Origin of the sequence: Deinococcus sp. NW-56 (assembly GCF_002953415.1) — a bacterium.
Lineage (GTDB): Bacteria > Deinococcota > Deinococci > Deinococcales > Deinococcaceae > Deinococcus.
In genome coordinates this window covers 2,117,077-2,141,029 of sequence record NZ_CP026516.1, presented here as the reverse complement: position 1 = coordinate 2,141,029, position 23,953 = coordinate 2,117,077, and the positions used below count along the sequence as shown (strand labels likewise).

Here is a 23,953-nt window from a genome sequence, read left to right as displayed (position 1 = left end):
GGAAAATTTCTGAACGTGTGATCGGTCGCGAAGTGGCACAACAAACGGCACGCCGTTTAGGGCTGAGCAAGGTTGTGCGCGAGGACGGCTAGGACGACACGGAAGCGAAGGGAGGCGAGCGTCTTCGTCTGAACGGAGCGGATTTGGGCCTCCACCAATTGGGAGAAGACGGTTTCAATGCGCTTGCGTAACTTCGGGTGGCGGTCTTCCCGCCACCCGGTGTCGTACCGGGAGTTTTTCTTGGGTGGGAACACGTATCCCAGGCAGCAGTAGCCCTTATCACCGATGATCTTTGGCCCGCCGAACTCCGGCCATCTTCGGTTCAGCTCGTAGCTGACCGTGGTGTCGTGAAGGTTGGCGGGTTTCAGCAGGTACTGAACGATTTCACCCTCCGGCGTCACCCAGGCGTGGAGCTTGTAGCCGTACACGTCGCCCTGCGTCCCAAAGCCCCACCGAGCGCCAGGAAACGCGCAGCGTTTCCCTCGTTTGGGTCGGCAGACGGGCAGTGGCATGGAGTCGATGATGACCTCTCCGCACCATTTGGGAGGGCTGACGATGGCTTCGAGGCGCTCCAGGAGACGGAGGCCACGGGTGTAAGCCTGGGTGTACGAGGGAAGACCGCTCCGATCTTCCCTCAGTATCTGCCACCAAATCGACGGAAACGGATGCTTGAAGACGAGACGGCTGAGCAGCAATGCCACCAACAGCGCATCGCTGAGCTTCTGGTGTTTGAATCGCTTGTGGTCGCTGAAATGCCGTTTGGCCCAGCGGTGAAGCTGACGAATGACGGTTCGCCGACCTAAACTGTGGTGGAGACGGTATCTACCCATACCGTCTCCATTTTTTCTCGTCCCCGCACTGCCCGAGACCACCTGACTCAAGCCCTAAACGGCGTAAACGGCGGTGTTTTGAGTGTGTGACCATCCCAAAACCCGCCGATCTCCAGCGTATCGAACTCACCCGCCACTTCAAAGCCTGCGTGCCCTTCCTGCGCCACGACACGCTGCAGCGTGTCGTGGACTTGATCTTCGCGATGGTGACGGCCCGAAGCGTGAACCAGAGTGACCTGTGCGCCCACCTGCCCGGAGTCAGCTCCCTCGACGCAAAGAGACGCCGGGTGGAACGAGGGTACCGGGATCCTCAGCTCACCGAGTCCGTCTTCCTGGTCTTCCTCCTGGCTCTGCTGCCCCCAGGGAAATTGCTGCTCAGCATGGACCGCACGACGTGGGAGCGCGGCGAGTCGCCCCTGAATCTCCTGGTGCTTGGCGTCGTCCTGCACGGCTACACGGTGCCACTCGTCTGGACTGCCCTGGATCACGACGGCAACAGCAGCACGGTCCGGCGGATCCAGCTGGTCTCACGACTCCTGAAGGCCCTTCCAGCGGGCCGCTGGAAGGGCCTCGTCGCCGACCGGGAGTTCATCGGCGGCGAGTGGTTCCGGTTCCTGAGACGGAAGGGCATCAAGCGCGCCATCCGTATCAGGAAGAACGCCGTGGTCGACGAGTTGCGTGTGGATGCGTGGTTCGGTGATCTGAAGGTCGGAGAAGTGCGGTGCCTCGCCGAGCGGGCCAACGTGTACGGGGAGGTGATGCAGGTCGTGGCCACCAGGTCCCCCGCGGGGGACCTGGTGGCGATCGCCACGGATTTCAGCGTCTGGGACACCTGCGTCCTGTACCGGGCGCGCTGGTCGGTGGAGTGCACGTTCGCCAGCCTCAAGGTGCGCGGGTTTGACCTGGAGCGGACCGGTATCACTCGACCAGACCGACTAGAACGGCTGTTCGGGCTGGTCATCCTGGCCTGGGTCAGTTGCCTGCGGGTGGGCGTATGGCTCCAAGCGCACGTCCCGATCAAGGTGAAGGCTCATGGCCGCCCGGCCATGAGCCTGGTGCGGTACGGCGCAGAGCAGCTGTGCAATGCCCTGCGGTGGAATCTGCCCGAATTACCAGGGCTGATCAGGCTGCTGAGCATGCCGTTTCACGTGCCAGGCGCAGTTTAAAGGCAAGATGTCCGGTACAGAGCACTCGCGGTCATCGTGGCGATGTGGGGCGTCTTGCTGGTGATGCTCGCGCGAATCTGCTGCTGGTACTTGCCGTAGCCGAGCTGCACCAGGCTGTGCTCGTCCAGCCGCAGGAAGGGAATGCCGCGCCGCTGCGCCTCGTCCACCAGGGACTGGGTGGTCGGCCCGAAGGCGTGACGCCGCGCCAGCCGCCGCAGCTCGCTCAGCTCTGCCCCGAAGTCGAAGGGCGAGTCGGGGTCGAGGTCGCTCACGCCGCCAGGCAGCAGCCGCTCCACCCCCCGAAGGCCCCGCAGCTCCCCCGGCAGCAGGCTCTGCACCAGCCGCAGCGCCACCGCCCCCGCGAGCAGGCCCACCCGTTCCTCGCGGTAGGAATAGAGCACGTTGTAGACACCCGGCTGCCCCTTCACCGAGCGGGTCTTGCCGTAGGTGACCGGCGTGCCCGCCAGCGTCTGAAGTTCCAGCGCGACGTGTTCGGCCACGTGCCCCAGCCAGGTGCCGTCCCGCAGGCGGCGGATAAAGCCCCCCGGCTCGCGGAAGCAGCAGCCGTGCCGCTCCAGCGTGGGCAGAAGCTCCAGCAGGCGGTCGTTGAAACCGGGAAGTGTGTCCGACGGGTACTCCTCCAGCGTCCCCAGATCGAGCTGGAAGCGGATCATGGGCTGGTAGCCGTAGACGTTGGGGCCGCGGTAGATCTGTTTTTCCAGCACCCCCATGGGGGCCAAGAGAGCGGGCGAGTCGGGGGACTCGCCGGGATCGGTGGATGGGTTGGTCATGGCTAGCGCTCTCCTCCCTGTGGCCCGGACTCGGGCAGGCCGTCAGCCTAGATGCACCGCCAAGACGATGCATCCCGCCTGGCTCCGGGCAGGCTTCGTATAAGCTGATCCTTCTCCCCAAGTTGGATAAAGGAAGGCTTTATTAAGTTCTCAAGAGTGCTGGGCGCCTGCCGTGTCGCCTTCGCCCCACCTGACCGACCGTTCGGGGCAAAACGTCCCCTGGGCGCGGTGAAACAGTACCGCCCATGGAGTACCGCAAACTGCTGGGCACCGACCTCACCGTGAGCGCGGTGGGGTTCGGCGTGTGGACCGTCGGCACGACGTGGTGGGGCGTCAAGGACGAGGAGATGGCCGTCCGCCTGCTGCGCCGCGCCTACGACCTCGGGGTCACGTTTTTCGACAACGCCGACACCTACGCCTCGGGCCGCGCCGAGGAAATCCAGCGCCGGGCGCTGGGGGACGTGCGCGAGAAGATCGTCATCGGCACCAAATTCGGCTACGACATCTACACCCACCCCGAGCGTCCGGGTCAGCAGGAGCGCCCGCACGACTGGACGCCCGCCTACCTCCGCAAGGCGCTGGAAGGCTCCTTGAAGCGGCTGGGCACCGACTACATCGACTACTACCAGTTGCACAACTGCCGGGTGGACGCGATTCGCAACGACGACCTGTGGGCCGAGCTGGAAAAGCTCAAGGCCGAAGGTCTGATTCGCGCCTACGGCACCGCGCTGGGTCCGGCGCTCAACGAGCGGCAGATCGAGGAGGGCATCGCGTCCATCCGGGAGCGCCGCGCTCCCACCCAGATCATCTACAACCTGCTGGAGCAGGTGCTGGGCGAACAGATTCTGCCCGTCGCAGAGGCCGAGGGTGTGGGCGTGATGGCCCGCGTCCCGCACGCTTCCGGGCTGCTGGAGGGCTACATGACCCTCGACACCGAGTTCGAGCCCGGCGACCACCGCAACTGGCGCATGACCACCAACGCCCGCCGCAAGGCCTGGATGGAAGACGGCCTGAAGAAGGTTGAGCAACTGAATGCCGAGTTCGTGGAGGGCCGGGGCCGGACCATCGGCCAGCTCGCCATCGGGTTCGCGCTGCGTTCGCCCGCGATGGCGAGCATTCTCCCCAACATCTACGACGAGAAGGGGCTGGAGGAATACGTGCAGACCTTTGCCGCCGCGCCCCTGACGGACACCGAGTATGACGCGATTCAGAGCCTCTACCGGGCCAACTTCGGCCTGCCCACCGACCTGCGCGGTCAGGCGGTGACGGGGTGAGCGGCGACGATCAGAAGCCGACACAGACGGGGGAGACGCCGCCGAGCACCGGGGGGCGTCCCGGCGGTGCGCCCGGTGGCCGCCCGAAGATGATGGTGGACCTCGATCCCAGCGGGCAGGTCACGCAGCGCGACCCCGACCGTGCCCAGCGGCAGTTCCTGAACTACGCGTTCTTCAAGCTGGACCCCGCCTTCCGCCGCCTGCCCCCCGCCGAGCGCGAGGAGATCAAGGCCGAGTTTCTCGCCGCCGCCGAGGGCTGGGTCACGGACGGCGCCCCGGAGCAGGGCCGTATTCAGCGCACCTACTCGCTGGTCGGCGTGCGCGGCGACGTGGATTTCATGCTGTGGCGCATCGCCTTCGACGTGCGGGACTTTCAGGAGGCGCAGGGGCGGCTCAACCGCACCCGGCTGATGGGCTACCTCACGCAGCCCTACAACTTCATCTCCATGAACAAGCGCAGCCAGTACGTCAACCGGGTGGAAGGCAGCGGGCACGGGCTGGAGATTCTGCCGGGGCAGGGCAAGTTCCTGTTTATCTATCCCTTCGTGAAGACGCGGGCGTGGTACGACCTCACGCCGCACTCGCGCCAGGGCATGATGGACGAGCACATCTACGCGTCGGGTCCCTTCAAGGGCGTGCGAATCAACACGAGCTACTCCTACGGCATCGACGACCAGGAGTTCGTCGTGTCCTTTGACTCCGACTACCCGCAGGAGTTCGTGGACCTCGTTCACCGCCTGCGCTACACCGAGGCGAGCAACTACACCTTGCAGGACACGCCGATGTTCACCTGCGTGAAAAAGGAACTAGGGGACGTGCTGAACGACCTGGGGTGAGGGTCAGGAACCGGGGAAGGGGAGGCGCGGTAGGGTGGCCTCCCCTTCAGCCGTTCAGGAAAAGTACCCGCTCTTTCGGGCGAACGCTCTGGGCTCCAGCAGGGCGCGGTGCAGCAGGTCGTGCATCACGTCGGGCCTGTCCCGGTACCGCCCGTGATACGCCCGCATGATCTGTGCCCCGATGAAGTAGCCGAGATCGGCGGGCTCGTCTACCGCCCGGTTTCCCTGATAGAGCCAATGCTCCGGCCCCACTCCCGCCGCCATGTCCCGCTGGAACCGTGCCCGGAGCGTGAGTTCGTGCGTCAGGCCGTACTCGTGGAGACTGGGATTGATCACCTCGCCGCTGATGAGTTCGCCCACGTACTCTGCCGCACCCTCGGCCAGGCAGTGGAGCAGCAGGGTGGGTTCGGCGTCCTGCGGGACGGGCTGGAGCGTATGTACGAGTTCATGGGCGACGATGCTGGGCAGGGCGTCCGGCGTGCGGATCACCGCCCTTTCCCAGGAGTTGAGGTCGTCCGTTATGGCCCCCGGCCCCGCGCAGAAGAATTCCAGCCCGATGATGGCGAACGTCCCGGCCTCGCCCCGCGAGAGCGTTCCCCCGCTGTTCATCGCCCCGATCACGAAGTACACGTCGTCGGTAGGGGCTCCCGGCACGACTTCCGGCAACCGCGCGAGCACCGCGTCAAGGCGCGGCCCCAGATCGGAGAGGGTTGCCAGTGACCGCTCCCGAATGCTGGCGTAGTAGGCCCGCCGGGCGCGGACCGCTGTAACCAGGGACTCGGCCGAAACGATGCGCTCCGGGATAAAGGCTTGGACGCCCGGCGTTCCGGCGTCCAAGTAAAACCGTTGAAAGTGGTCTATGGCGTCCGGAGCATCAAGGTGCTCGAACGCCTGCCAAAAACGGGGTACGTCCGTGGTGATGGGCTGGGGCATGGAGGCGTTCAGGATGGCACGGGGCGCAGTGCTATTCCCTCCGTTGCCGTCCCAGCCACCCGCCCACTCCGTACCCCAGCACGGGGGGCAGCGCACACAGCAGGATGTAGACCTCCAGCGGCACCCCATCCAGCAGCCCCGTTCCGAACCCGAACAGTCCCAGCGTCACCGCCAGGCCCAAGCACAGGCCCCAGAAGGCAGCGAGGCGGGGCTGCACGACGCCGTCACGGGCGGCCTGCCCCCGTAGCGCCAGCAGGACGATCAGGGCGGGCGCGAGGCCGACGGCGAGCTGCCCGGCGGACAGGAACAGAACAGCCACCAACAGCCCCAGCCAGTCGCCCGCGCCCTCCCGCACCACCACCCGCGCGAAGGGCATCACCGACACCGCCAGTGACACCAGCGCCGGGGCGAGGAGCGGCCACAGCCAGGGCCGCAGCGGTGGAAGGGGGCGGGCATCCTCCAGCGCGGCGGGAGAGGGTGGAAGGCCGCGCCGACGCTCCGCCAGCAGGCCGAGCAGCGCCCCCAACCCAAAGGCCGGGCCGAGTGGAAAAATCCAACCCAGCACCCCATAAAAGCCCATCCCGATGTTGGCGTCCCGGTTGACCTCCGGGTGCAGCAGGGTGAGGCTGGCCCACACCGACGCGAGTGCCGCGCCCACGCCTCCCCACGCCGCCGCTGTGGGATGCCGCCGCCCCAGCCACAGCGTCAGGGCCGCCATCACCCCTACCGGGGCGAGGAGCAGGGGCGTCCAGCTTGCCAACTTCCACCACTCCGGCCCCTCCAGCGAGACGGCGCGGAGCAGTCCCAGCACGACCCCCAGCCCCGTAAAGCCCAGCATCAGCAAGACCAGCCCGAGTCCGCCGAACGCTGGTGGCTGGCCGCTGGAAGCTGGCCGCTTCATTCCAGGCTCGCCAGCCCGTGCCGCAGCGCGTACAGCGCCGCCTGGGTGCGGCTTTCCAGCCCCAGCTTGCTCAGCAGGCGGCTCACGTGCGTCTTCACCGTCGCCTCGGTGACGTTCTGGTCGGCGGCGATGTCGCGGTTGGAGTACCCCCGCGCGATCAGTTGCAGCACGATGACCTCCTTGGGCGTCAGGCTCTCGCGCATGTCGGTGGAGCGGAAGTCGCGGACCAGCCGCCGGGCCGCTTCCGGGTGCAGCCGCACCTCGCCCCGTGCGGCGGCGTGAATGGCTTCGGCCAGTGTGTCGGAGGAGGCATCCTTGAGCATGTAGCCCATCGCCCCGGCGTCGATCGCACCGTTGACCTTGTGTTCCTCCAGCGTGCTCGTCAGGGCAATGACTTCCGTGTCGGGGAGGCTGCGGCGAATGGCGCGGGTGGCCTGAATCCCGTCCATCACGGGCATCATCAGGTCCATCACGACCACGTCGGGGCGCAGGCGCTCGGCTTCGGAGAGAGCTTCCTCGCCGTTGGCAGCCTCGCCCACGACCTCGATCTGCGGGTCGAGGCCCAGAAAGAGCCGCAAACCCTGCCGAACGACGGCGTGGTCGTCCACCAGCAGGACGCGGACGGTTTGGGGGTCGGGGGTCATGGGGTGTCTCCTTCGGTGTCGGGCACTCGTCGGGCGAGGCGCAGGCGGGGCGCTTCCACCCGGAGGTCGAGGTCGGGGTCGGTCAGGGCGGCGGGGTCGGTGGCGATCACGTCCCCCTGCCGCAGCAGGTCGCCCGGCGGGTCCAGCAAGCGGCCGCCCACCAGCCGCACGCGGGCGGAGGAGTCGGGCGGGAGGCTGAGGCGCACCTCCCCGGAAGTCGTTTGCAGCGTGAGCGTCCCTGCCGCCCCGTCTGGCAGCCGCAGGGCGAGGTCGCCGGAAGTGGAGGTCACGTGGCCCATCTCCCCGCGCGGCAGTTCGCCCGCCACGTCGCCGCTCTGGGTGGTGACGGTCAGCCGCCTCGCCCACGCCTCCCCCAGCCGCAGGGTCACCGCGCCGCTGCCAGTGGTGACCCCCAGGGCCGGTGCCCGCCACGTGGCCGGAGCGCGGAGGGTGACCCCGCCGCTCGCCGTGCCCAGCGTGAGGGGACCGCTCTCCCCGGCGGGCAGGGTCACCACCAGCGAGCCGGAGCGGGTGCGGGCGGTCAGCTCGCGCAGCCGCAGTGCGTGCAGGTCCAGCCGCAGGTCGCCGCTTGCGGTTTCGGCCCCCAGGGTGACGGGCACTCCGCGCGAGAGCTGCACGTCCAGGCGGTGCTGCACGGCGGGGGTGTTGAGGTTCACCCGGTCGTCACTCAGCGGGGCCACGTCCAGCCGCACGTCGGCCCGCAGGGTGGTCCCCTCGCGGGAGGTCTGCACCCGCAGCGGATTGCGCTCGCGGTGGGTGGCCCGTCCGACCAGCGCGGCCCGGCCCGGCCACGGCAGTCCCGCCACGGCGAGGTCGGTGCGGTCGCCCGTCAGCCGCACGGCGAGCGCCGAGGCCCCGTCCAGCGGCACTTCCAGCGGCGTCTCGCGCACGCTCAGGCCGGGAATGGGGGTGACCCGCCAGCCCGCCCAGGTCAGGCCCGCCCCCGCCGCGACCAGGCCCAGCCCCAGCGCGACGCGGGCCAGCACCGGGGCCAGGGGCCGCGCGGGGGGCCGGGTGGGGGCGGTCACGAGGACTCCGGGGGGCAGTGGGCAGGGTCAGGGTGACGGTGGTGCCCACGCCGGGCTCGCTCTGCACCGTCAACTCGCCCCCCGCCTCCCGCGCCCGCTCGCGCATGGAGCGCTGGCCCAGGGTGCCGCCGGGCAGCGCGGCGGGGTCGAACCCGCGCCCGTCGTCGCGGACCTCCAGCCGCACCGTGCCCCCCTCCCCGCGCACCGAGAGCCACACCTCGCGGGCGCGGGCGTGCTTGACCACGTTGTGCAGGGCCTCCTGCGCGACCCGGTAGGCGGCGGCCTGCGCGTGGGGGGCAAGGGCGGGTTCCTGGGGCGTGTCGGCGTGGACGGTCAGGCCGTGCCGCGCTTCCAGGGCGTGCGCCGTTTGCGCGAGGGCCGCGACCAGCCCGCCTTCCTCCAGCGCGTCGGGGCGCAGGCTGAAGAGGAGCGCCTTCATCTCCGAGACGCCGCCCTCGGCCAGCCGGATGGTGTATTCCAGGCTCTCGCGGGCGCGGGCGGGGTCGCGGTCCAGGGTGGCGCGGGCGGTCTTGGCCCCCAGGGTGATGCCGTAGAGGGCCTGGGCCACGCTGTCGTGCAGCTCGCGGGCCAGCCGCGCCCGTTCCAGCTCGCCGCCGCGCTCGCCCGCCCGCGCGATCAGTTCGGCGGCGTGCAGGGCCGTCCCCGCGTGGTCGGCGATAGAGAGCAGGAAGGCGAGTTCGTCCCCACTGGGGCGGGTGCCCGCCACGTATGCGGCCCGCAGGGTGCCGCCATCACGCCCGCCCGCTACCACCGGGAGGGTCGCCAGCGTCCCGCCGCCGGGCAGAGGCCGCACGTCCGCCCCGCCGGGTGGGGGCAGGGGGCCGGGGCCGTGCAGGGCGGGGTCGTCGGGTCCGCTTACCGTCCGCAGGGTGCCGTCGGGCGCGGTGAGCGCCACCGCTTGCGCCGTACTCGCCGCCCGCGCCTGCCCCGCGAGGTCCGCCAGGGTCGCCCCCAGGTCGTCCCCCAGCGCCACCCGGCCAGCGGCCCGGCGCAGCGCCACGACCTCCCGCCGGGCACTCGCCCCGTCCTGCGGCACCGAGAGCAGCGCGAAGGCCAGCCACGCCCACACCCGCCCCAGCAGGTTCAGCACCCCGGCCGTCACCAGCAGGCCCCCCGCCCCCGCCAGCACCAGCCCCGCCACGCCGGGGGCCGAGAGGGTCACCTCCCCACCCCCCCAGCTCACCGGGAGGGAGCCCGCCGCCCACCACGGCGCGGTCAGCCCCAGCACCGAGGCGGCCAGCAGCACCCCCACCACCGCCCAGCACAGCGCGGCGAGGGGCAGTTGCAGCAGGTGAAACATCAGCGCCCGGTAGGTCGCCCCGTCCGCGAGGGTGGCCCGCAGCCAGCCCGCCACGCCCCCCGGCGGGGGAGGGCCAGCGGGGGCAAAGTGCAGCCCCAGCAGCCGCGCCAGCCCCCGCTGCACGTCCGCCAGCCCTGGCACCAGCCACAGGGTGCCCAGCAGCAGCCCGGCCCCCACGAGGAGTGGCAGGGTCACCACCCCGGCCAGCACGCCCCCCAGCAGCAGCCCCGTCACCAGCAGTCCCAGCGGCAGCGCCAGCCCCACGTACAGGGCCGTGCGGTAGGTCTGCGCGTCCCGCAGGTCGGCCAGCAGGCCGGGGCGGCCGGGCGGCGGGACGGGGGGCAGGGCGGTGCGGGTCATCCGCCTCATCATGCCCGCAGGCTAGGGCGGGGAGGGGAAGGGAAGCGTCCGTCCAAAGGGGGACATTAGCGCCCCACCACTGGCAGCGGCGGCAGCGCCCGCTGTTCCACCCAGCGCCGCACCGTCGCCTCGGCCTCCGCTCCTGCCCGCTCGCGCACGAAGGCGAGGAAGGCCGGGGTGCTCACCGTTCCCGACCCCGCCGAGAAGCGCGTCACGTAGGCCCGCAGGAAGTCGCGGAAGGCCGTGTCCCCGACTTCCGCCCGCAGCGCGTGGAAGGTCAGTGCTCCGCGCTGGTAGGTGCTGAGGTCGAACAGTTCCTCCGCCCGCGTCGCCCGCAGCGGCCGGGTGCCCGCGCGGGTCAGGTTGGCGTGCCAGCGGGCGGCGTAGGCCTGCCCGTCCCCGCCGAGGTGCTCGGTCCACAGCAGTTCCGCGTAGGCGGCCAGCCCCTCCGAGAGCCACACGTCGGGCCACGTGGCAGGCGTGACCGCGTTCCCGAACCACTGGTGCGCGATCTCGTGGACGGCGGTGCGTTCGGTGCTCATGTTCAGCGGCATGGTGGAGAGGGTCGCCGTCTCCAGCGCGGGCAGCCGGGGCGTGACCACCGCCACCCCGTAGGCCCCGAACGGGTATGGCCCGAACCAGTCCGAGAGAACCCGCAGCGCCTCGTCGGTGCGCCGATAGGCCGCCCGCACCATGCCGGGTGTCTCCGGCGGAAAGAAGTCCCGCCGCACCACCCCGCTGCCCGCCACGCCCACGGGCACGGCAGACTCGTCCACCCGCAAGAAGCGGTCCACGAAGACCCCCAGCGCATAGGTCGGAATTGGCTCGCGCTGCGAGAAGGTGAAGGTGCTCGTCCCCGCCGCGTCCACCCGCCCCGCCTCTACCCCGCTCGCCGCCGCCGTATACCCGCGCGGCACGGTCACCCGCGTGGTGAAGGTCGCCTTGTCGGAGGGGTGGTCGTTGGACGGGAGGAAAGTGTGCGTTCCGTTCGGCTCGCTCAGGACGAAGTTTGCTCCCGCCCGACCGCCCTCGGCGGGGACACCTTGCCAGCCCAGCAGGAGCGGCGTGGGGAAGTCGGGGTCTTCGATCTCGCCGGGCGTCCCCGCGTACTCCACCGTCAGCCGGGCGGTCGTACCGGGGCGCAACGGGGCCGGGGGCCTGACCGTCAGCTTGGCGGCCTTCTCGTCCACCCGGAAGGGGACCGCCCGGTCGTTCCAGCGCACCGCCTCCACCCCCGGTCCCAGGAAGTCCAGCCGCACCTGCGCCAGAGGCCGCGTGCTCGTCAGCGTCAGTGTGACCACCCCACGCACCTCCCGCGTGCCGGGTTCCGTGACCGTCAGGTGCAGGTCGTAGTGCCGCACGTCCAGCCCCGCCTGCCCCAGTTCAGGGAAGATGGGGTCGCGCAGGGGATCGGCGGGTGGGGTGGAGGCGGGTTGCGCGGGCACTGGCGCCGCCGTGAGCAGGCCCAGCACAAGCAGGGAGAGGAGCGGACGCCGCATGGCCCAGGCTAGGGCCTGGGGCGAGGGGAGGCGGTGGGGTGGGTTGCAGAAGCCCAGCCCCGGCTGGCCGCTAGATCGGGTAGTACGCCCGCGCTTCGCCCTTCAGGAAGTCGCGTGTGGGGACCCAGATCAGCGGGTTGCGCTCCTCGCACTCCGGGGGCGGGCCGTAGCGGATCAGGCCCTCCACCTGCGCGAAGGGGACCCACTTGACACCCACGACCTCCGGGTCGGTGGGGTCGAGGTCCCCATGGTAGGCGGCCGTGAAGCGGGCGAAGTTGGCGTAGCACTCGTTGCGGGTACCGCGCAGCATCTCGCCTTCCAGCAGGCTCACGAAACGGAGGTCGGTCACCGTCAGGCCGGTCTCCACCGCCACCTGCCGCACGGCGGCGTCCGCAAGGCTCTCGCCGGGGTGCGCCTTGCCGCCGGGCAGGCCGTAGAAAATGCTGCCGTCGTCCATGCGCTCTTCCACGAGCAGCAGTTCCTCGCCCCGCACCAGATAGACGTGCGCGGCGCGTTTGATGGGCAGGGTGCGCGACAGGTGGCTCATGTGCCCGGCAGTCTAGCCCCCCGCCCCCAGCAGCGCCAGCACGTCTTCGGGCAGCCGCGCGGGGCGGTAGGTCTTGTCGGTGGCGATGTGGCGGGTCTCGCCGGTCGCCAGCAGCGTCTCGCCGTGCCACAGCTCGTAGCGAAAGGTCAGCGTGCGCGAGCGCACCGCGTCCACCCGCGTCACCAGCGTCAGGGCCTCGTCGTAGCGCGCGGCGCGGCGGTACTCCACGTTCAGGCCAGAGAGCATCAGGTAGTAGCCCCGCGCTTCCACCTCGGCGTACGGCAGGCCCAGGTCCCGCATCAGGTCGCTGCGGCCCACCTCGAACCACACGGGGTAGTTGGCGTGGTGGGCCACCCCCATCGCGTCCGTCTCGGCGTAGCGCACGCGGATGGGGGTGCGGGTCTCGCGGGGAGCGGTCACAGCCGCGACTCCGCCGCGTCGTAGAACTCCAGCGTGGGCGTGCGGCGCATCCGCACCTGCGCCGAGACCTCGCGCTGGAGGTGGCCGCGTGCCCGGCCCAGGGCGTCGAGGAGCGCGGGCATGTCCGCCCCCATCGCGCTGACATACACGCGGGCGAGGCCGTAGTCGGGGGTCACCGTCACGCGCTCCACCGTCACGATCAGGGGCACGCGGGGGTCACGCAGTTCCGCGATGGCCGAGGAAAGGACGCGGGTGAGCTGGGCCTGCACCTGGGCGGGCTTCATGGGCGGGCCTTGGGGGAGAGGGGGGGGACGGGCATGGGGGCATGGTAAGGGGTGGGGCCGTTGGGGTTGGGGGTGTCGTCTCTTGGGGGCGGGGCATCTTGATTGCGGTTTGCCCCCACCCCCAGCCCCTACCCCAGACTCGTAGAGCTGCGAAGCAGAGGGGGCAGGGGAGCGGCGCTGCGCTAGGCAAAGGTCGTCCCCCCATATGGCGGCGCCGCTTACCCCGCCCCCGTTTCCCCTTCCACGCCATCCTCCGCCCAATGCAAGGCCTCGGCGCAGATGCGCCGAACGGCTCGTCTGCCTGGAACGTGGACTCGCAGGGCGGGGACGTTGAGACCGGCGGACACAGGGGAAAGGTGGCTTCAGCAAGAGCCGGGCTTCACCCCGCATGGGCGAGAGGCGTTGCGAAGCAACGGGGTCAGGGGGCGTGTCACCCCCCTCCCCGCCACCCCCTCCCCTCACCGTGCATACCGCCGCCCCTCGTAGCCTGTAAAGACGCCAATCCCATACGCCACGCTCCGCACGCTTTCCAGCACCGCCGAGCCGTTCCACGCGACGCCCGCGCTGCTGCCGCCGTCGAGGAGCAGGGCGTCCCGGACCCCCAGGCGGGCCATCACCTTGCCCATCTCGGTGGTGGTGAGCCGCGCGTGGGTGGTGACCAGCACGAGGTCGCGGTTGCTCACCAGCCCCACCGCGCTGCGGGCCGCCCGCCCGAAGAGGGCCGGGTCTCGAAAGGCGCTGGAATACTGCCGGTTGACCAGCCCGTCTTTCAGGATGCGCGGGCCAGCAGCAACCACCGTTTCCATGCCGCGCCACGCCACCTTTGCCCCGTCTCCCCGCGCGGGCACGGTCCGGATGGTCGCCCGGTTGTCGGGCGTGATCGCCAGGCCCGCCGGAATCCGCCCCAGCGCCACCAGCCGCCCGCGCACCACGAGGTCCCCCGCCGGGATGTACGACTGCGGGTGAAAGTAGCTGCCGTTGACCACCGCCTTTGCCCCGCTCAGCCGCGACAGGGTGCTCACCCGCGCCCCCCGCCCGATCCCGCCCGGCGGCAGCACGGGCGTGACGAGCACGTCGCGCCAGCGCAGGTCCACGTTCACGACCCGTACCGGGATATTCAGGGGCGTCAGCCGCTTGACGGTGACGGGCTTGCCAGTCGGCTTCGGCGGAATGGGCACCGGAACGCGCTGCGGCACGAGTACCCGCTGGCCGGGGTAGAGGCGGCGGCGGCCGAGGTCGTTCAGGGCCAGCAGGTTCTTCTCGGTGGTGCGGTAGCGCTGCGCGAGCGTGCCCAGGGTTTCGCCGGGCTTGGCGGCCACGTAGCTGTGGATCACCCGCACCTCGGTGGTGGGACGCGGCGGGCTGACGCGGGCGGCGGTTGCCGGTGGCCAGCTTTGGCTGCCACGCGGGGGCACCTTCAACTTCTGCCCGGTGCGGATCAGGCTGCCCGGGAGGCCGTTCGCCGCCCGCAGCGCCGTCACACTCACCCCCGCCCGCCGGGCGATGGCGCTCAGCGTGTCCCCGCGCCGCACGGTGTAGGGGGCCAGGGCGCTGGAAGATTTGACCGCCGCCGTCGCGCCCTGCAGTCGCAGCACCTGGCCCGGCCGAATCAGGGTACCCTTCAGCCCGTTGAGCGAGCGCAGCCGCGTCACGCTCACCCCGGTTCGCTGGGAGAGGCCGTACAGGGTGTCGCCCGGCCGCACCGTCACGGTCGCCGGAGCCGCCAGCGCGGGCGGGGGGGAGGTCAGCGCGAGGAGGAGCAGCAGACGGGACACGAGGGAAGCACGCTGGGCCATCCCCCGCAGAGGAGCACGCGGGCGCGGGCGCGGGGATGAGACAGGCTGACGCGGGGTTAGGCCTGGCCGGGTCCAAAGGCATGGGCCGCAGGGAAAGTCCCCACGGCCCACGTGCCAGCGCTACGGTTTATCCGTCCAGCGGTTTGCCCAGCGCCTTGGGCGCGGCGCTGCGTCCGGTGAAGATCAGCGCGATGATGGTGATCAGGTACGGCAGCGCCCCGACCAGCGTGGGGGGCAGCAGGTCGGTGCCGCCCAGCGTGATGGAGAGCGCTTGCAGGAAGCCGAACAGCACGGTCGCCCCCAGCACGCCCAGTGGCTTCCACTGCCCGAAAATCAGCGCGGCCAGCGAGATGAAGCCCAGGCCCGCGCTGATGTTGCGCACGTAGGAGTCCAGGTTCCCGATGCTCAGGAACACCCCCGCCGTTCCCGCCAGGATGCCCGAGAGGATCACGCCGCTGTAGCGCATCCGCCGCACGTTCACGCCCATGCTGGCCGCCGCGCCGGGGTGCTCGCCGGTGGCCCGCAGCCGCAGGCCGTAGGGGGTGCGGTACAGCACATACCACGTCACCAGCACCGTCAGCAGCGCAAAGAACACGGGGGGGCTGAAGCGCAGTTCCCCGATGCCCCACAGCGGCAGCGCGTTCTGCACCTTGGGGCTTTCCGTGCTGCTGCCGTACAGGGCGGTCAGGATCACGGCGGGCACCCCGGTCGCCAGCAGGTTGATCGCCGTGCCCGAGATCACCTGATCGGCCCGGTACTTGATGGAGACGACCGCGTGGACCCAGGCGATCAATCCGCCCACGATCGCCCCAGCGAGCCATCCCAGCCAGGGGGCCAGCGAGCCCAGCGAAGGCTCCAGCGCCAGGGTCGCCACCGCGCCCGCCAGCGCCCCGAAGATGATCAGGCCGTCGAGCGCGATGTTCACCACGCCGCTGCGTTCGGAAAAGAGGCCGCCCAGCCCGGTCAGCAGCAGCGGCACCACGCTGCGGATGAAGGTGGCGAGGAAGGCCGTGGTCAGGAGTTGCGCGAAAAGGCCGTCCATTATTGGCTTCCCCCCTGGGTCACGTCTTTCTTGGTTTCACTGGAGAGGGTCACGTTGGGATTGGGGGTGGCGCGTTCCTGCGCGGCCACCGAGGGGCTCAAGCCCGCGACCGCCGGGGCCGCGTTGCCCCCGCCGCCCGTCGCCGCGAGCTGGGGCGGCGGCGGATCGGTCACCCGGCGGCTGAGGAACCCGCCCGCCGCGATAAACAGCACGATCAAGGCCTTGAGCACCACCACGATGTCGCGGCTGATGTTTTCCAGCCGCTGCACGCCCACGCTGCCGGTGTCGATGGTGCCGAACAGCAGGCTGGCCGCCATCACGCCCGCCGGGGTGTTCTGCCCCATCAGGGCCACCGCGATGCCGTCGAAGCCCACGCTGACGGGCATGTTGCCCTTGAGGCGGTACTCGTCGAGCGCCCCGCCGTTCACGTAGTGGGTGCCCGCCAGCCCCGCGAACATGCCCGCCAGGGTCATCGCCAGGATGGTGCCGCGGGCCACGCTGATCCCGCCGTATTCCGCCGCGCGGGGCGAGAGGCCCACCGCCCGCAGCGCGTACCCGGTCGCCGTGCGCCACATCAGCACCCCGAACAGGCCCACGCACGCCAGCGCGATCAGGAACGAGGCATTGAGCTGGCTCCCGATCACGGTCACCGGAATGCCAATGCGCCAGGTCAGCACCGCCGCAAGCAGTGCCGCTCCCAGCGCGATCAGCCCGCCGCGCGGGGTGCGCTTGAGCGCGAAGCGGGCCACCGCGTAGGCCAGCAGCGCCGCGAACGGCCCCACCGTCAGCGCGGTGCTGCCCTGCGCCCCGACATTGAAGAGGTCGAGCAGGGTGGGCAGCCGCGCCCCCTCGCGCAGTTCCTCGGAGGCGGGCTCGAAACCCTCGGCCTTGAAGGGCAGGGTGTACTCGCGCCCCAGGAAGGTGAAGGTGTTCGACCCGATCAGGAAGATGAAAATCGCCGAGGCGATGTAGTTCAGCATGATCGTGTTGATGACTTCCGAGGAGCCGAAGCGGGCCTTCAGCACGCCCGGAATCGCGCCCCACAGCGCCCCGCCCGCCGCCGCCGCCAGCACCGAGAGTGGCAGCAGGCCCCAGCCCAGCCCCGCCGGGCCGTACACGCCCACCAGCATCGCCATGATCGCGCCGATGGTGAGCTGCCCCGGCGCCCCGATGTTGAACAGGCCCGTGCGGAACGCGAACGCCACCGACAACCCGGTGAAAATCAGCGGGGTCGCCAGCTTGAGGCTCTCCAGCAAGGGGTTGAGCGCCGTCACGGGCGCGAAGAGGGTCGAATACACGAAATACACGAGGTCGCTCTTGGCGAGCCAGCCCGTCCAGGGGGTCAGCGGCGTGCCCGAGGCGTTCACGGCGGGCTGCACGAGCAGCACGACCACCGCGCCCACCAGCACCGCCAGCGCGATGGCGACGGCGGGGACCAGCAGCCCCCGCAGCCGGTTGAGGCGCTCCCACCACGCCGGAAAGCGGCTGAGGCCCGCCCCTGCCGTGATGAGACCGCCCAGCACGGTCAGGAAGAGGCCCAGGTTCATTCCCCCACCCTCGTAAAAGGAGCGCAGTTGCCGCTTGAAGCCGGGGCGCAGGGTCGTGTCGGCGGCGATGCGGGCGGTCTGGTCCCCCAGGCCCTGCCCCAGCAGGACCACGGCGGCGATACCCAGCACGGCGGCCAGCAGGCCGATCAGCCACACCCAGGAGGCGCGGCGCAGGGCACCCACCACGCTGACGATCAAGAGGGCCAGGGCCGCCCACCCCAGCGGCAGGACGGTGCCGGTGGGCGGCAGGGGCGCGTCGGGGTTGGCGCTGAGGTTGGTCACGGCGCCGGTCAGGTGCAGGAGGACAGGGTCGGCGTCGAAGCCGCGCCCCAGGGTGGCGAGGGGAAACAGCAGCAGCCCGGCGGCGGCCACCGCGCTCGCCGTCAGCGCGATTCGCGCCGCCACTGGCGAGAGGCGAGAGTCAGGAAGGTGCGTCACCCGAGCATTGTAAGCGGCCCTGAATGACCTTCACATGAAGGGCTTAGCCGCCCCGCCTGCTATTCTCGCGGGCGCTATGGAACGCACCTTTGCCATGATCAAGCCCGACGGCGTGCGCCGCGGCCTGACCCCCGAGATTCTCGCCCGCATCCAGAAGAAGGGCTACCGCATCGTCGGCCTCAAGCAGATGGTGATCGCCCGTGAGACCGCCGAGACCCACTACGGCGAGCACCGCGAGCGTCCCTTTTTCGGTGAACTCGTCGACTTCATCACGGGCGGCCCCGTGGTCGCCATCGCCCTGGAAGGCGAGAACGCCATCTCCGGCTGGCGGGCCATGATGGGCGCGACCAACCCCGCGAACGCCGCCCCCGGCACCATCCGCGCCGACTTCGCCACCACCACCGGTGAGAACGTGACCCACGGCAGCGACTCGCCGGAAAGCGCCGAGCGCGAGCTGGGGCTGTTCTTCGGCGAGGGCGAACTGCTGAAGTAAGGCGTTCCCTTTGCCGCAGGCCCCAGCCGCGGCTGGGGCTTTTTGCTGACGGCTCAGCACGGACGGCTAGCGAAACGCGGGCAGCACCTCCGCCTCCGCCTGCGCCGCGTACCCCCGCGTGACCACCCGCAGGTCGCCGCCGGGCTGCTCCAAGATCACCGTCTCGGCCAGGCGACCCCCCGGTGCAGGGCGCAGGCCCTCGGCCCCGGACGGGGTCTGGACCCGCCGCGCTCCCTCCCCGGCGAGGTCGGCGGCGCTGAACTCCGGTGACTCGATCGTCAGTGCCCACGCCAGCGGGCGAGCGTCACTGTCATAGCGTACGGTCACCCGGCGGGCGGGGAGGGGCGGGTCCGTCTCCCAGACCGTCTGCCGCAGGCCCCCGGCGACCTTCTCGCCCCGGCGGTCGCCCTGGCGGTCGTAGGTGCCATTCCCGGTGAACAGCACCTGCGCGGTGAGGTCGTCCGCCTCCCCCCCGGTGCGGGGACCGCAGCTCGCCAGCGTCAGGAGGGCGAGGAGGGCAGCGGCGGGCAGGCGGCGGGGCATGGCTCCCAGCGTACCCGTGCCAGCATGACCGGATGGCCCCGCCCCACCTCGCCCTCCTGCTCACCGCCGCCCTGCTGCTGGGGCTGCTCACGCTGGGGCTGGGGCTGCAACTGGGGCGCTGGAAGGTGGTTCGTTGGCTGCACCACGCCCTCTTTTTCGCGGTGTGTGTGGGGGTGGGCCTCTCGGCGCTGCTGGCCTGGCGCTCGGGCGGATGGGCGCTGCTGCCCGCGCTGGGAGCGCTTCTCTGGATGCCGCGCACGAGGCCGGGCCGGGCCGACCACTGGCGGGGAGCGCTCGTGGCGGCGGGGCTGTTTGCGCTGGGCGTATGGGGAGCGTGGTGAGGGGCAGTGGGGCCGCCCGTCCCCGCATGGCCGCGCTAGCCTGCCTTCAATGAGTCCCCCTCCCGCCCAACCCCCGGCGCTCCCCCTGATCGAGGGGATGCTCGCCCGGCGCACCACCAACGGCCCCTTTCGGCCCGACCCTGTCAGCCGCGAGCACCAGCACCTGCTGATGCGGGTCGCGCAGGCGGCCCCCAGCCACTTCAACAGCCAGCCGTGGCGCTTCGTGCTGGTCGAGAACCCGATGACCATCGCGGAGATCGCCCGCATCTCCGGCGAGAGCATGACCGAGCTGATCGAGGCCGGTGTCTTTTTCGAGCGCTACCGCCGCTACTTCCGCTTCAGTGAGGCCGAGATGGAGGAGCGGCGCGACGGCATCCACATCGACCACCTGCCCGGCCCGCTGCGGCCCTTTACCCGGCAGGTCTTCAGCGACGCGGGCCTGAAAGTCATGCGGCAGCTCGGCGTGCCCAGAAAGCTGGGCGAGGACAACCGCAAACTCGTCGCCGGAAGCCCGCTGCTGCTCGCCGCGCTGCTGGACAGGGCGGAGTACCGCCCCGGCGAACTCAGCGGCTTCTATTCGGTGTTCGGCCTCGGCGCGGCGATGGAGAACATCTGGAACGCGGTGGGAGCGCTCGGAATGGGCATCCAGTTCGTCTCCACCCCGATGGAGATTCCTCGCCAGTGGCAGGCCATCCAGACCCTGCTGGGCGTCCCCGACGACCTCGAACTGATGGCCGTCTACCGCCTGGGCTACCTCCCGCACGACCAGAAGCGGCCTTCTATCGACTGGAGCAGCCGCCACCGCAAGCGCCTGTCGCAGTTCGTCGCCCGCGAGCGCTGGGGGGAGCCGGAGGAGGACGGGGAGGACTGACCGCCCCGTCTCACTCGTCTACCCAGACATATGGGTCGGTATCGCAAATCTGCGCTTGACGTAAACCGGTCTGCAATGCAGACTATTTCCATGACTCAGATCAACCCCCGACCCCGCTTCCCCCGTTCGTGGCAGATGAGTGCTGGCGAGGCGCTCCGGGCGATGGTGCCCCTGCTGGTGCTATCGGCGCTCGCGGCGGCGGGCCGACTGCCTGCCGTGGGGTGGGGGCCGGGACTGCTGCTCGCTGTCGCCCTGGTCATGACGGCTCTCGTCCGTCCCCGCCGGGCCGCCCTACCTCTGGCGCTGGGCGTGCTGCTGGTGGCGCTGGCCGTGGGCTTCTCGGCCCCGGTTTTGGCGGCTGCGGGGCTGCTGCTCGTCCTGCTCTCCCCGCTGGCCGCGCGGCGCTGAGGAGCGGTGCAGAGATGACGATGAACCTGCCCAACCCCACCGACTATGCGCGGCTCCAGGCCCTCACCGAACGGTACGCCCGTTTCTCGGCCTCGGCGCTGGGGCTGGGGCACCTTTACGGGGCGGCCGTGCTGCCGCTGACCTTCCTGCTGGCGCGGTCGGAGGTGAGCGCGGCGGGACTGATGCTGTGGGCGGCGGCAGTCGCGCTGGGTTTTACCGGCGTGGTGCGCCTCAGCCGTCGGCACTATCAGACCCTTGGGGCCGTGGAGGAGCGGCCACGGGCAGGCGGCGCTTTTGCGTGGGGGCTTCTCGCCGGAGCGGGAGCGGGCACCCTTCTCGCGTGGCTGGCCGAGCGCGGCGGATGGGTGCAGGCGGCGTTTCCCGCCTTCCGGGACCTGCCATGGTCAGCGCTGCTCGCCTTGCTCCTCGCGGCTCCGGCCGTCTTCCGGCTGGTGGACCAGCCTCACACCCGCACCGCCGGGTTGGGGATGCTGCTGCTGGGGGCCACGCTGGTGGGTGGACGCTCGGCGTTCGCGGAACCCTGGCGCGAGACTGCACAGGTTGCCGCCATGATGGGCCTTTCCCTGTTCCTGATCTGGCTCGCCCTGCGCCAGCACGCTGAGGCGCGGAGAGTGGCGGCTGAACTGCGCGGGATGCGTGCCCGCCTCGGGCTGACGGTGACCCCGTGAGCGTGGGCGACCCTCCCCCCGGCCCGCCCGACCCGGTGCAGGCCCTGCTTGGCCTCGACCGGTTGGTGCATGAACCCGTGCGCCTCGCCATTCTCTCCCTGCTGGCCGGAGCGCAGGAGGCCGAATTCAAGTTTCTGGAGTCGGCGCTGGGCCTCAGCAAGGGCAACCTCTCCAGCCACGCGGCCAAGCTGGAAGACGCCGGATACATCGAGGTGCACAAGGCCTTCCGGGGCAAGGTGCCCGTCACGAGCTACCGCATCACGGAAGCGGGCCGCGCCGCGCTGGACGGCTACTGGGCGGCGCTGCGGGGGGCAGCACCGGGCGGCAGTTAACCCCGCAGCCCCGCCGGGCGCAACCCCCGCCGCTCACCCTCGGCCATCAGTCCACGCGTCAGAATGCCCCCTCGGAGGACCCACCCATGACCCAGACCATTCCCAACGCGGCGGCGAGCGGCACCTTCAAGATCGGCGGCGAACTCAGCGTGAACCGCCTGGGCTTCGGCGCGATGCGCATCACCGGCGAGGGCATCTGGGGCGACCCCGCCGACCGCGAGGGTGCCCTGGCGACCCTGCGCCGCCTGCCCGACCTCGGCGTGAACTTCATCGACACCGCCGACTCTTACGGCCCGGCCGTCTCGGAGGAACTGATCCGCGAGGCGCTGCACCCCTACGACACGGTGGTCGTGGCGACCAAGGGCGGCCTGACCCGCACCGGCCCCGACGTGTGGATTCCGGTGGGCCGCCCCGAGTACCTCAAGCAGCAGGCCTATATCTCGCGCCGCCGCCTGGGGGTCGAGCGGATCGACCTGTGGCAACTGCACCGCATCGACCGCCACGTGCCGCAGGACGAGCAGTTCGGTGCGATCCGCGAGCTGATGGACGAGGGCGTGATCCGCCACGCGGGCCTCAGCGAGGTGGGCGTCGAGGAGATCGAGGCCGCCCGCCGCGTCTTCCCGGTCGCCACCGTGCAGAACCTCTACAACCTGGCGAACCGCAAGTCGGAAGACGTGCTCGACCACTGCGAGCGCGAGGGCATCGGCTTTATCCCCTGGTACCCCCTCGCCGCCGGGCGGCTGGCGCAGGAGGGCAGCGTCCTGACCGAGATCGCCGGGCGCCTGGGCGCGACCCCTTCGCAGGTCGCCCTCGCCTGGGTCCTGAAGCGCAGCCCCGTTATGCTGCCCATTCCCGGCACGGGCAAGGTCAAGCACCTGGAGGAGAACGTGGCCGCCGCGTCGCTCACCCTCTCGGACGAGGACTTCGCCGCCCTCGACGAGGTGGGCCGTCAGGAGTGGGAGCGCCAGCAGGCCGCCCGGCGCTGAGAATCGGGAAGGCCCGGTGGGGGAGAGGGGGTGACCTTCTCCCCCTTTGCCTCGGTGGTCCAACGGTGAAGCCCCCGTCCGCCCCGACGGTGCCTCAGCGCACGGTGCCCGGCGGGGGAGAGGGGAGAATGCCGCATGCCTGCTCCCTCGCCTCTGCCGCTGGTGCGCTCGCTCGTGACCGGGCACCCGCCCTACCGCGCCCCCCAGGCCGAGGTCCGCGAGGCCGCCCGCCGCCTCTTTCCGCGCATGGCGGCCCGCCCGCACATGCTGGACGTGTTTGACAACGCGCAGATCGAGTCCCGCGCCCTGTCGCGCCCGCTGGAGTGGTACCTGGAATCGCGCGGCTTCGGGGAGAAAAACGCGGTCTTCGTGGAGGAGGCCCGCGCCCTGACCCTGCGGCTGGCCCAGGAGGCGCTGGAGCGGGCGGGGGTGGGACCGAAGGACATTGACGCTGTCGTCGTGGTGAACACCAGCGGCCTGAGCACTCCCAGTCTCGACGCGTATCTGATCGGAGCGCTGGGACTGAACCCGCACGCCGCGCGGCTGCCGGTGTGGGGCCTGGGGTGCGCGGGTGGGGCGGCGGGCCTCGCTCGGGCGGCCGACCTCGTGCGGGCGGGATTCCGGCGGGTGCTGTTCGTGGCGGTCGAGCTGTGCAGCCTCACGCTCGTCAAGGGCGACGAATCCAAGAGCAATTTCGTGGGCACCGCCCTCTTCGCGGACGGCGGCGCGGCCCTCGTCATCACCGGCGCCGACGTGCCCGGCCCGCCCCCGCTGGCCACCCTGCACGGCGCTTTCTCCACCCTGATCGAGGACTCCGAGGACATCATGGGCTGGGACGTGGTGGACGACGGCCTGAAGGTGCGCTTCTCGCGCGACATCCCCACCCTGGTGCGCTCAATGATGCGGGAGAACGTCGCGCAGGCCCTCGCCGGGCGCGGTTGGAGCCGGGACGATGTGGGCACCTTCGTGGTCCATCCCGGCGGGGTCAAGGTGCTTGCCGCCTATGAAGAGGCGCTGGACCTGCCCTCAGGGGCGCTCGACTCCAGCCGCCGCGTCCTCGCCGCGCACGGCAACATGAGCAGCGTGACGGTTCTCTTCGTGCTGGAGGAGGTGCTGCGCGGAGAACCGCTGGGCCAGGGCATGCTGTCCGCGATGGGACCGGGCTTCAGCGCCGAACACGTGCTGCTGAGCTTCGGGCCGCTGGACTGAAGGGCGAGACAGAAGAACGGAGCCTCCCCAACCGGGCGAAGGCTCCGTTCTCTTTGGTGGGGGCCTAGCTGTGCTCGTCCCCGTCCACGGTCTTCTGCGGGTTCGTCGTCGCCCCGCTCGCGGGCAGACCCGACGCCATCCCGCCGTGGGTGGTGGGGGTGCGGGCCTCGCCACCCACGGCGCTGGGAGCCGGGGCGCCGGGGTTTGCGGTCAGGGGCGTTCCCGCCCCCGCGTCCGCGTTCTCGTCGCCCACCTGCCCCCAGTGGGCGTCCGTCTGACCCTCGTTCGGTGTCTTGGGGGTGCCCGTCTGCCAGTTGGGGTTGTCCTGCACCTGCTCCTGCGGCACGTTGTCCTGGGGGCCGGTGCCGTTCTTGCCGGGGTCGCTCATGGAAAGCCTCCTCGC

Annotated in this window: 27 protein-coding genes; 11 read left to right on the top strand and 16 right to left on the bottom strand. The window is 70.7% G+C overall.

All coding sequences use genetic code 11. The features are described 5' to 3' along the window. Positions 1-56: 56 nt before the first annotated feature. Positions 57-830: an IS982 family transposase gene (locus C3K08_RS10805; protein ID WP_104990625.1), complete on the bottom strand. Its 774-nt coding sequence runs from the start codon at positions 828-830 to the stop codon at positions 57-59. Between the two features lie 203 nt (positions 831-1,033). Between C3K08_RS10805 and C3K08_RS10800 the strand changes: the two genes are divergently transcribed. Further along, the gene (locus C3K08_RS10800) at positions 1,034-1,996 is read left to right on the top strand and encodes an IS4 family transposase (protein ID WP_104992034.1); all 963 of its coding nucleotides are present in this window, start codon (positions 1,034-1,036) and stop codon (positions 1,994-1,996) included. On the opposite strand, the gene C3K08_RS10795 is transcribed toward C3K08_RS10800, so the two are convergent. Then, a complete protein-coding gene (locus C3K08_RS10795; RefSeq protein ID WP_369848250.1) occupies positions 1,993-2,787 on the bottom strand; it encodes a hypothetical protein in 795 nt (264 codons plus the stop codon). The genes C3K08_RS10800 and C3K08_RS10795 overlap by 4 nt on opposite strands. A gap of 245 nt (positions 2,788-3,032) precedes the next feature. Here C3K08_RS10795 and C3K08_RS10790 point away from each other — a divergent pair, with 245 nt between their 5' ends. Together C3K08_RS10790 and C3K08_RS10785 are read left to right on the top strand one after the other, a co-directional pair. Continuing rightward, on the top strand, positions 3,033-4,061 hold the full coding sequence (locus C3K08_RS10790) for an aldo/keto reductase (protein ID WP_104991311.1): 1,029 nt from the start codon (positions 3,033-3,035) through the stop codon (positions 4,059-4,061). Positions 4,062-4,150: 89 nt separating this feature from the next. Continuing rightward, complete coding sequence (locus C3K08_RS10785; protein WP_104992033.1) at positions 4,151-4,897, top strand: chlorite dismutase family protein; 747 nt, start codon at positions 4,151-4,153, stop codon at positions 4,895-4,897. A gap of 54 nt (positions 4,898-4,951) precedes the next feature. Here C3K08_RS10785 and C3K08_RS10780 read toward each other — a convergent pair whose 3' ends face one another. The 12 genes from C3K08_RS10780 to C3K08_RS10725 form a co-directional block, all read right to left on the bottom strand. After that, entirely contained in the window at positions 4,952-5,830 is an 879-nt protein-coding gene (locus tag C3K08_RS10780; protein ID WP_104991310.1) for a hypothetical protein, read from the bottom strand. A 31-nt stretch (positions 5,831-5,861) separates the two neighbouring features. Further along, positions 5,862-6,731: a hypothetical protein gene (locus C3K08_RS10775; RefSeq protein ID WP_104991309.1), complete on the bottom strand. Its 870-nt coding sequence runs from the start codon at positions 6,729-6,731 to the stop codon at positions 5,862-5,864. Beyond that, positions 6,728-7,375 carry a response regulator transcription factor gene (locus C3K08_RS10770; RefSeq protein ID WP_104991308.1) on the bottom strand — a complete coding sequence of 216 codons (648 nt, stop codon included), beginning with the start codon at positions 7,373-7,375 and terminating at the stop codon, positions 6,728-6,730. The genes C3K08_RS10775 and C3K08_RS10770 overlap by 4 nt, the downstream gene beginning before the upstream one ends. After that, positions 7,372-7,887, bottom strand: a complete 516-nt coding sequence (locus C3K08_RS18910; RefSeq protein ID WP_369848562.1) for a DUF4097 family beta strand repeat-containing protein — start codon at positions 7,885-7,887, stop codon at positions 7,372-7,374. The genes C3K08_RS10770 and C3K08_RS18910 overlap by 4 nt, the downstream gene beginning before the upstream one ends. 172 nt (positions 7,888-8,059) lie before the next feature. Further along, positions 8,060-10,117, bottom strand: coding sequence for a sensor histidine kinase (locus C3K08_RS10760; RefSeq protein ID WP_104991306.1), 2,058 nt, complete (start codon positions 10,115-10,117; stop codon positions 8,060-8,062). 53 nt (positions 10,118-10,170) lie between these two features. Continuing rightward, a complete protein-coding gene (locus C3K08_RS10755; RefSeq protein ID WP_104991305.1) occupies positions 10,171-11,604 on the bottom strand; it encodes a M1 family metallopeptidase in 1,434 nt (477 codons plus the stop codon). Positions 11,605-11,674: 70 nt separating this feature from the next. Further along, positions 11,675-12,151, bottom strand: coding sequence for an NUDIX hydrolase (locus tag C3K08_RS10750; protein WP_104991304.1), 477 nt, complete (start codon positions 12,149-12,151; stop codon positions 11,675-11,677). Positions 12,152-12,163: 12 nt separating this feature from the next. Beyond that, positions 12,164-12,511 carry a thioesterase family protein gene (locus C3K08_RS10745; RefSeq protein ID WP_234009228.1) on the bottom strand — a complete coding sequence of 116 codons (348 nt, stop codon included), beginning with the start codon at positions 12,509-12,511 and terminating at the stop codon, positions 12,164-12,166. Positions 12,512-12,567: 56 nt separating this feature from the next. Further along, entirely contained in the window at positions 12,568-12,855 is a 288-nt protein-coding gene (locus C3K08_RS10740; protein ID WP_104991302.1) for a ribosome-binding factor A, read from the bottom strand. A gap of 458 nt (positions 12,856-13,313) precedes the next feature. After that, positions 13,314-14,630 carry a LysM peptidoglycan-binding domain-containing protein gene (locus C3K08_RS10735; RefSeq protein WP_234009052.1) on the bottom strand — a complete coding sequence of 439 codons (1,317 nt, stop codon included), beginning with the start codon at positions 14,628-14,630 and terminating at the stop codon, positions 13,314-13,316. Positions 14,631-14,778: 148 nt separating this feature from the next. Further along, positions 14,779-15,693: an ABC transporter permease gene (locus tag C3K08_RS10730; protein WP_104991300.1), complete on the bottom strand. Its 915-nt coding sequence runs from the start codon at positions 15,691-15,693 to the stop codon at positions 14,779-14,781. Next, entirely contained in the window at positions 15,693-17,678 is a 1,986-nt protein-coding gene (locus C3K08_RS10725; RefSeq protein ID WP_104991299.1) for an ABC transporter permease, read from the bottom strand. Before C3K08_RS10725 ends, C3K08_RS10730 begins: the two co-directional genes overlap by 1 nt. A 76-nt stretch (positions 17,679-17,754) precedes the next feature. Between C3K08_RS10725 and ndk the strand changes: the two genes are divergently transcribed. After that, positions 17,755-18,171 (top strand): nucleoside-diphosphate kinase, encoded by a 417-nt coding sequence (gene ndk / locus C3K08_RS10720; protein WP_104991298.1) that lies wholly within the window; start codon positions 17,755-17,757, stop codon positions 18,169-18,171. A gap of 66 nt (positions 18,172-18,237) precedes the next feature. On the opposite strand, the gene C3K08_RS10715 is transcribed toward ndk, so the two are convergent. Further along, entirely contained in the window at positions 18,238-18,714 is a 477-nt protein-coding gene (locus tag C3K08_RS10715; protein WP_104991297.1) for a hypothetical protein, read from the bottom strand. Between the two features lie 32 nt (positions 18,715-18,746). Here C3K08_RS10715 and C3K08_RS10710 point away from each other — a divergent pair, with 32 nt between their 5' ends. The 7 genes from C3K08_RS10710 to C3K08_RS10680 all read left to right on the top strand — a co-directional run bounded on the left by C3K08_RS10710 (position 18,747) and on the right by C3K08_RS10680 (position 23,550). Further along, on the top strand, positions 18,747-19,055 hold the full coding sequence (locus C3K08_RS10710) for a hypothetical protein (protein WP_104991296.1): 309 nt from the start codon (positions 18,747-18,749) through the stop codon (positions 19,053-19,055). Positions 19,056-19,104: 49 nt separating this feature from the next. Further along, a complete protein-coding gene (locus tag C3K08_RS10705; protein WP_104991295.1) occupies positions 19,105-19,926 on the top strand; it encodes a nitroreductase family protein in 822 nt (273 codons plus the stop codon). Between the two features lie 90 nt (positions 19,927-20,016). After that, on the top strand, positions 20,017-20,334 hold the full coding sequence (locus C3K08_RS10700; protein ID WP_104991294.1) for a hypothetical protein: 318 nt from the start codon (positions 20,017-20,019) through the stop codon (positions 20,332-20,334). A gap of 14 nt (positions 20,335-20,348) precedes the next feature. Further along, positions 20,349-21,023, top strand: a complete 675-nt coding sequence (locus C3K08_RS10695; protein ID WP_104991293.1) for a hypothetical protein — start codon at positions 20,349-20,351, stop codon at positions 21,021-21,023. Positions 21,024-21,025: 2 nt separating this feature from the next. Beyond that, positions 21,026-21,355, top strand: a complete 330-nt coding sequence (locus C3K08_RS10690; protein WP_199776918.1) for a transcriptional regulator — start codon at positions 21,026-21,028, stop codon at positions 21,353-21,355. Between the two features lie 86 nt (positions 21,356-21,441). Further along, positions 21,442-22,341, top strand: a complete 900-nt coding sequence (locus C3K08_RS10685) for an aldo/keto reductase (RefSeq protein ID WP_104991292.1) — start codon at positions 21,442-21,444, stop codon at positions 22,339-22,341. Positions 22,342-22,476: 135 nt separating this feature from the next. Then, positions 22,477-23,550 carry a type III polyketide synthase gene (locus C3K08_RS10680; RefSeq protein ID WP_104991291.1) on the top strand — a complete coding sequence of 358 codons (1,074 nt, stop codon included), beginning with the start codon at positions 22,477-22,479 and terminating at the stop codon, positions 23,548-23,550. A gap of 64 nt (positions 23,551-23,614) precedes the next feature. Here C3K08_RS10680 and C3K08_RS10675 read toward each other — a convergent pair whose 3' ends face one another. After that, positions 23,615-23,938: a hypothetical protein gene (locus C3K08_RS10675; protein WP_104991290.1), complete on the bottom strand. Its 324-nt coding sequence runs from the start codon at positions 23,936-23,938 to the stop codon at positions 23,615-23,617. Positions 23,939-23,953 lie beyond the last annotated feature (15 nt).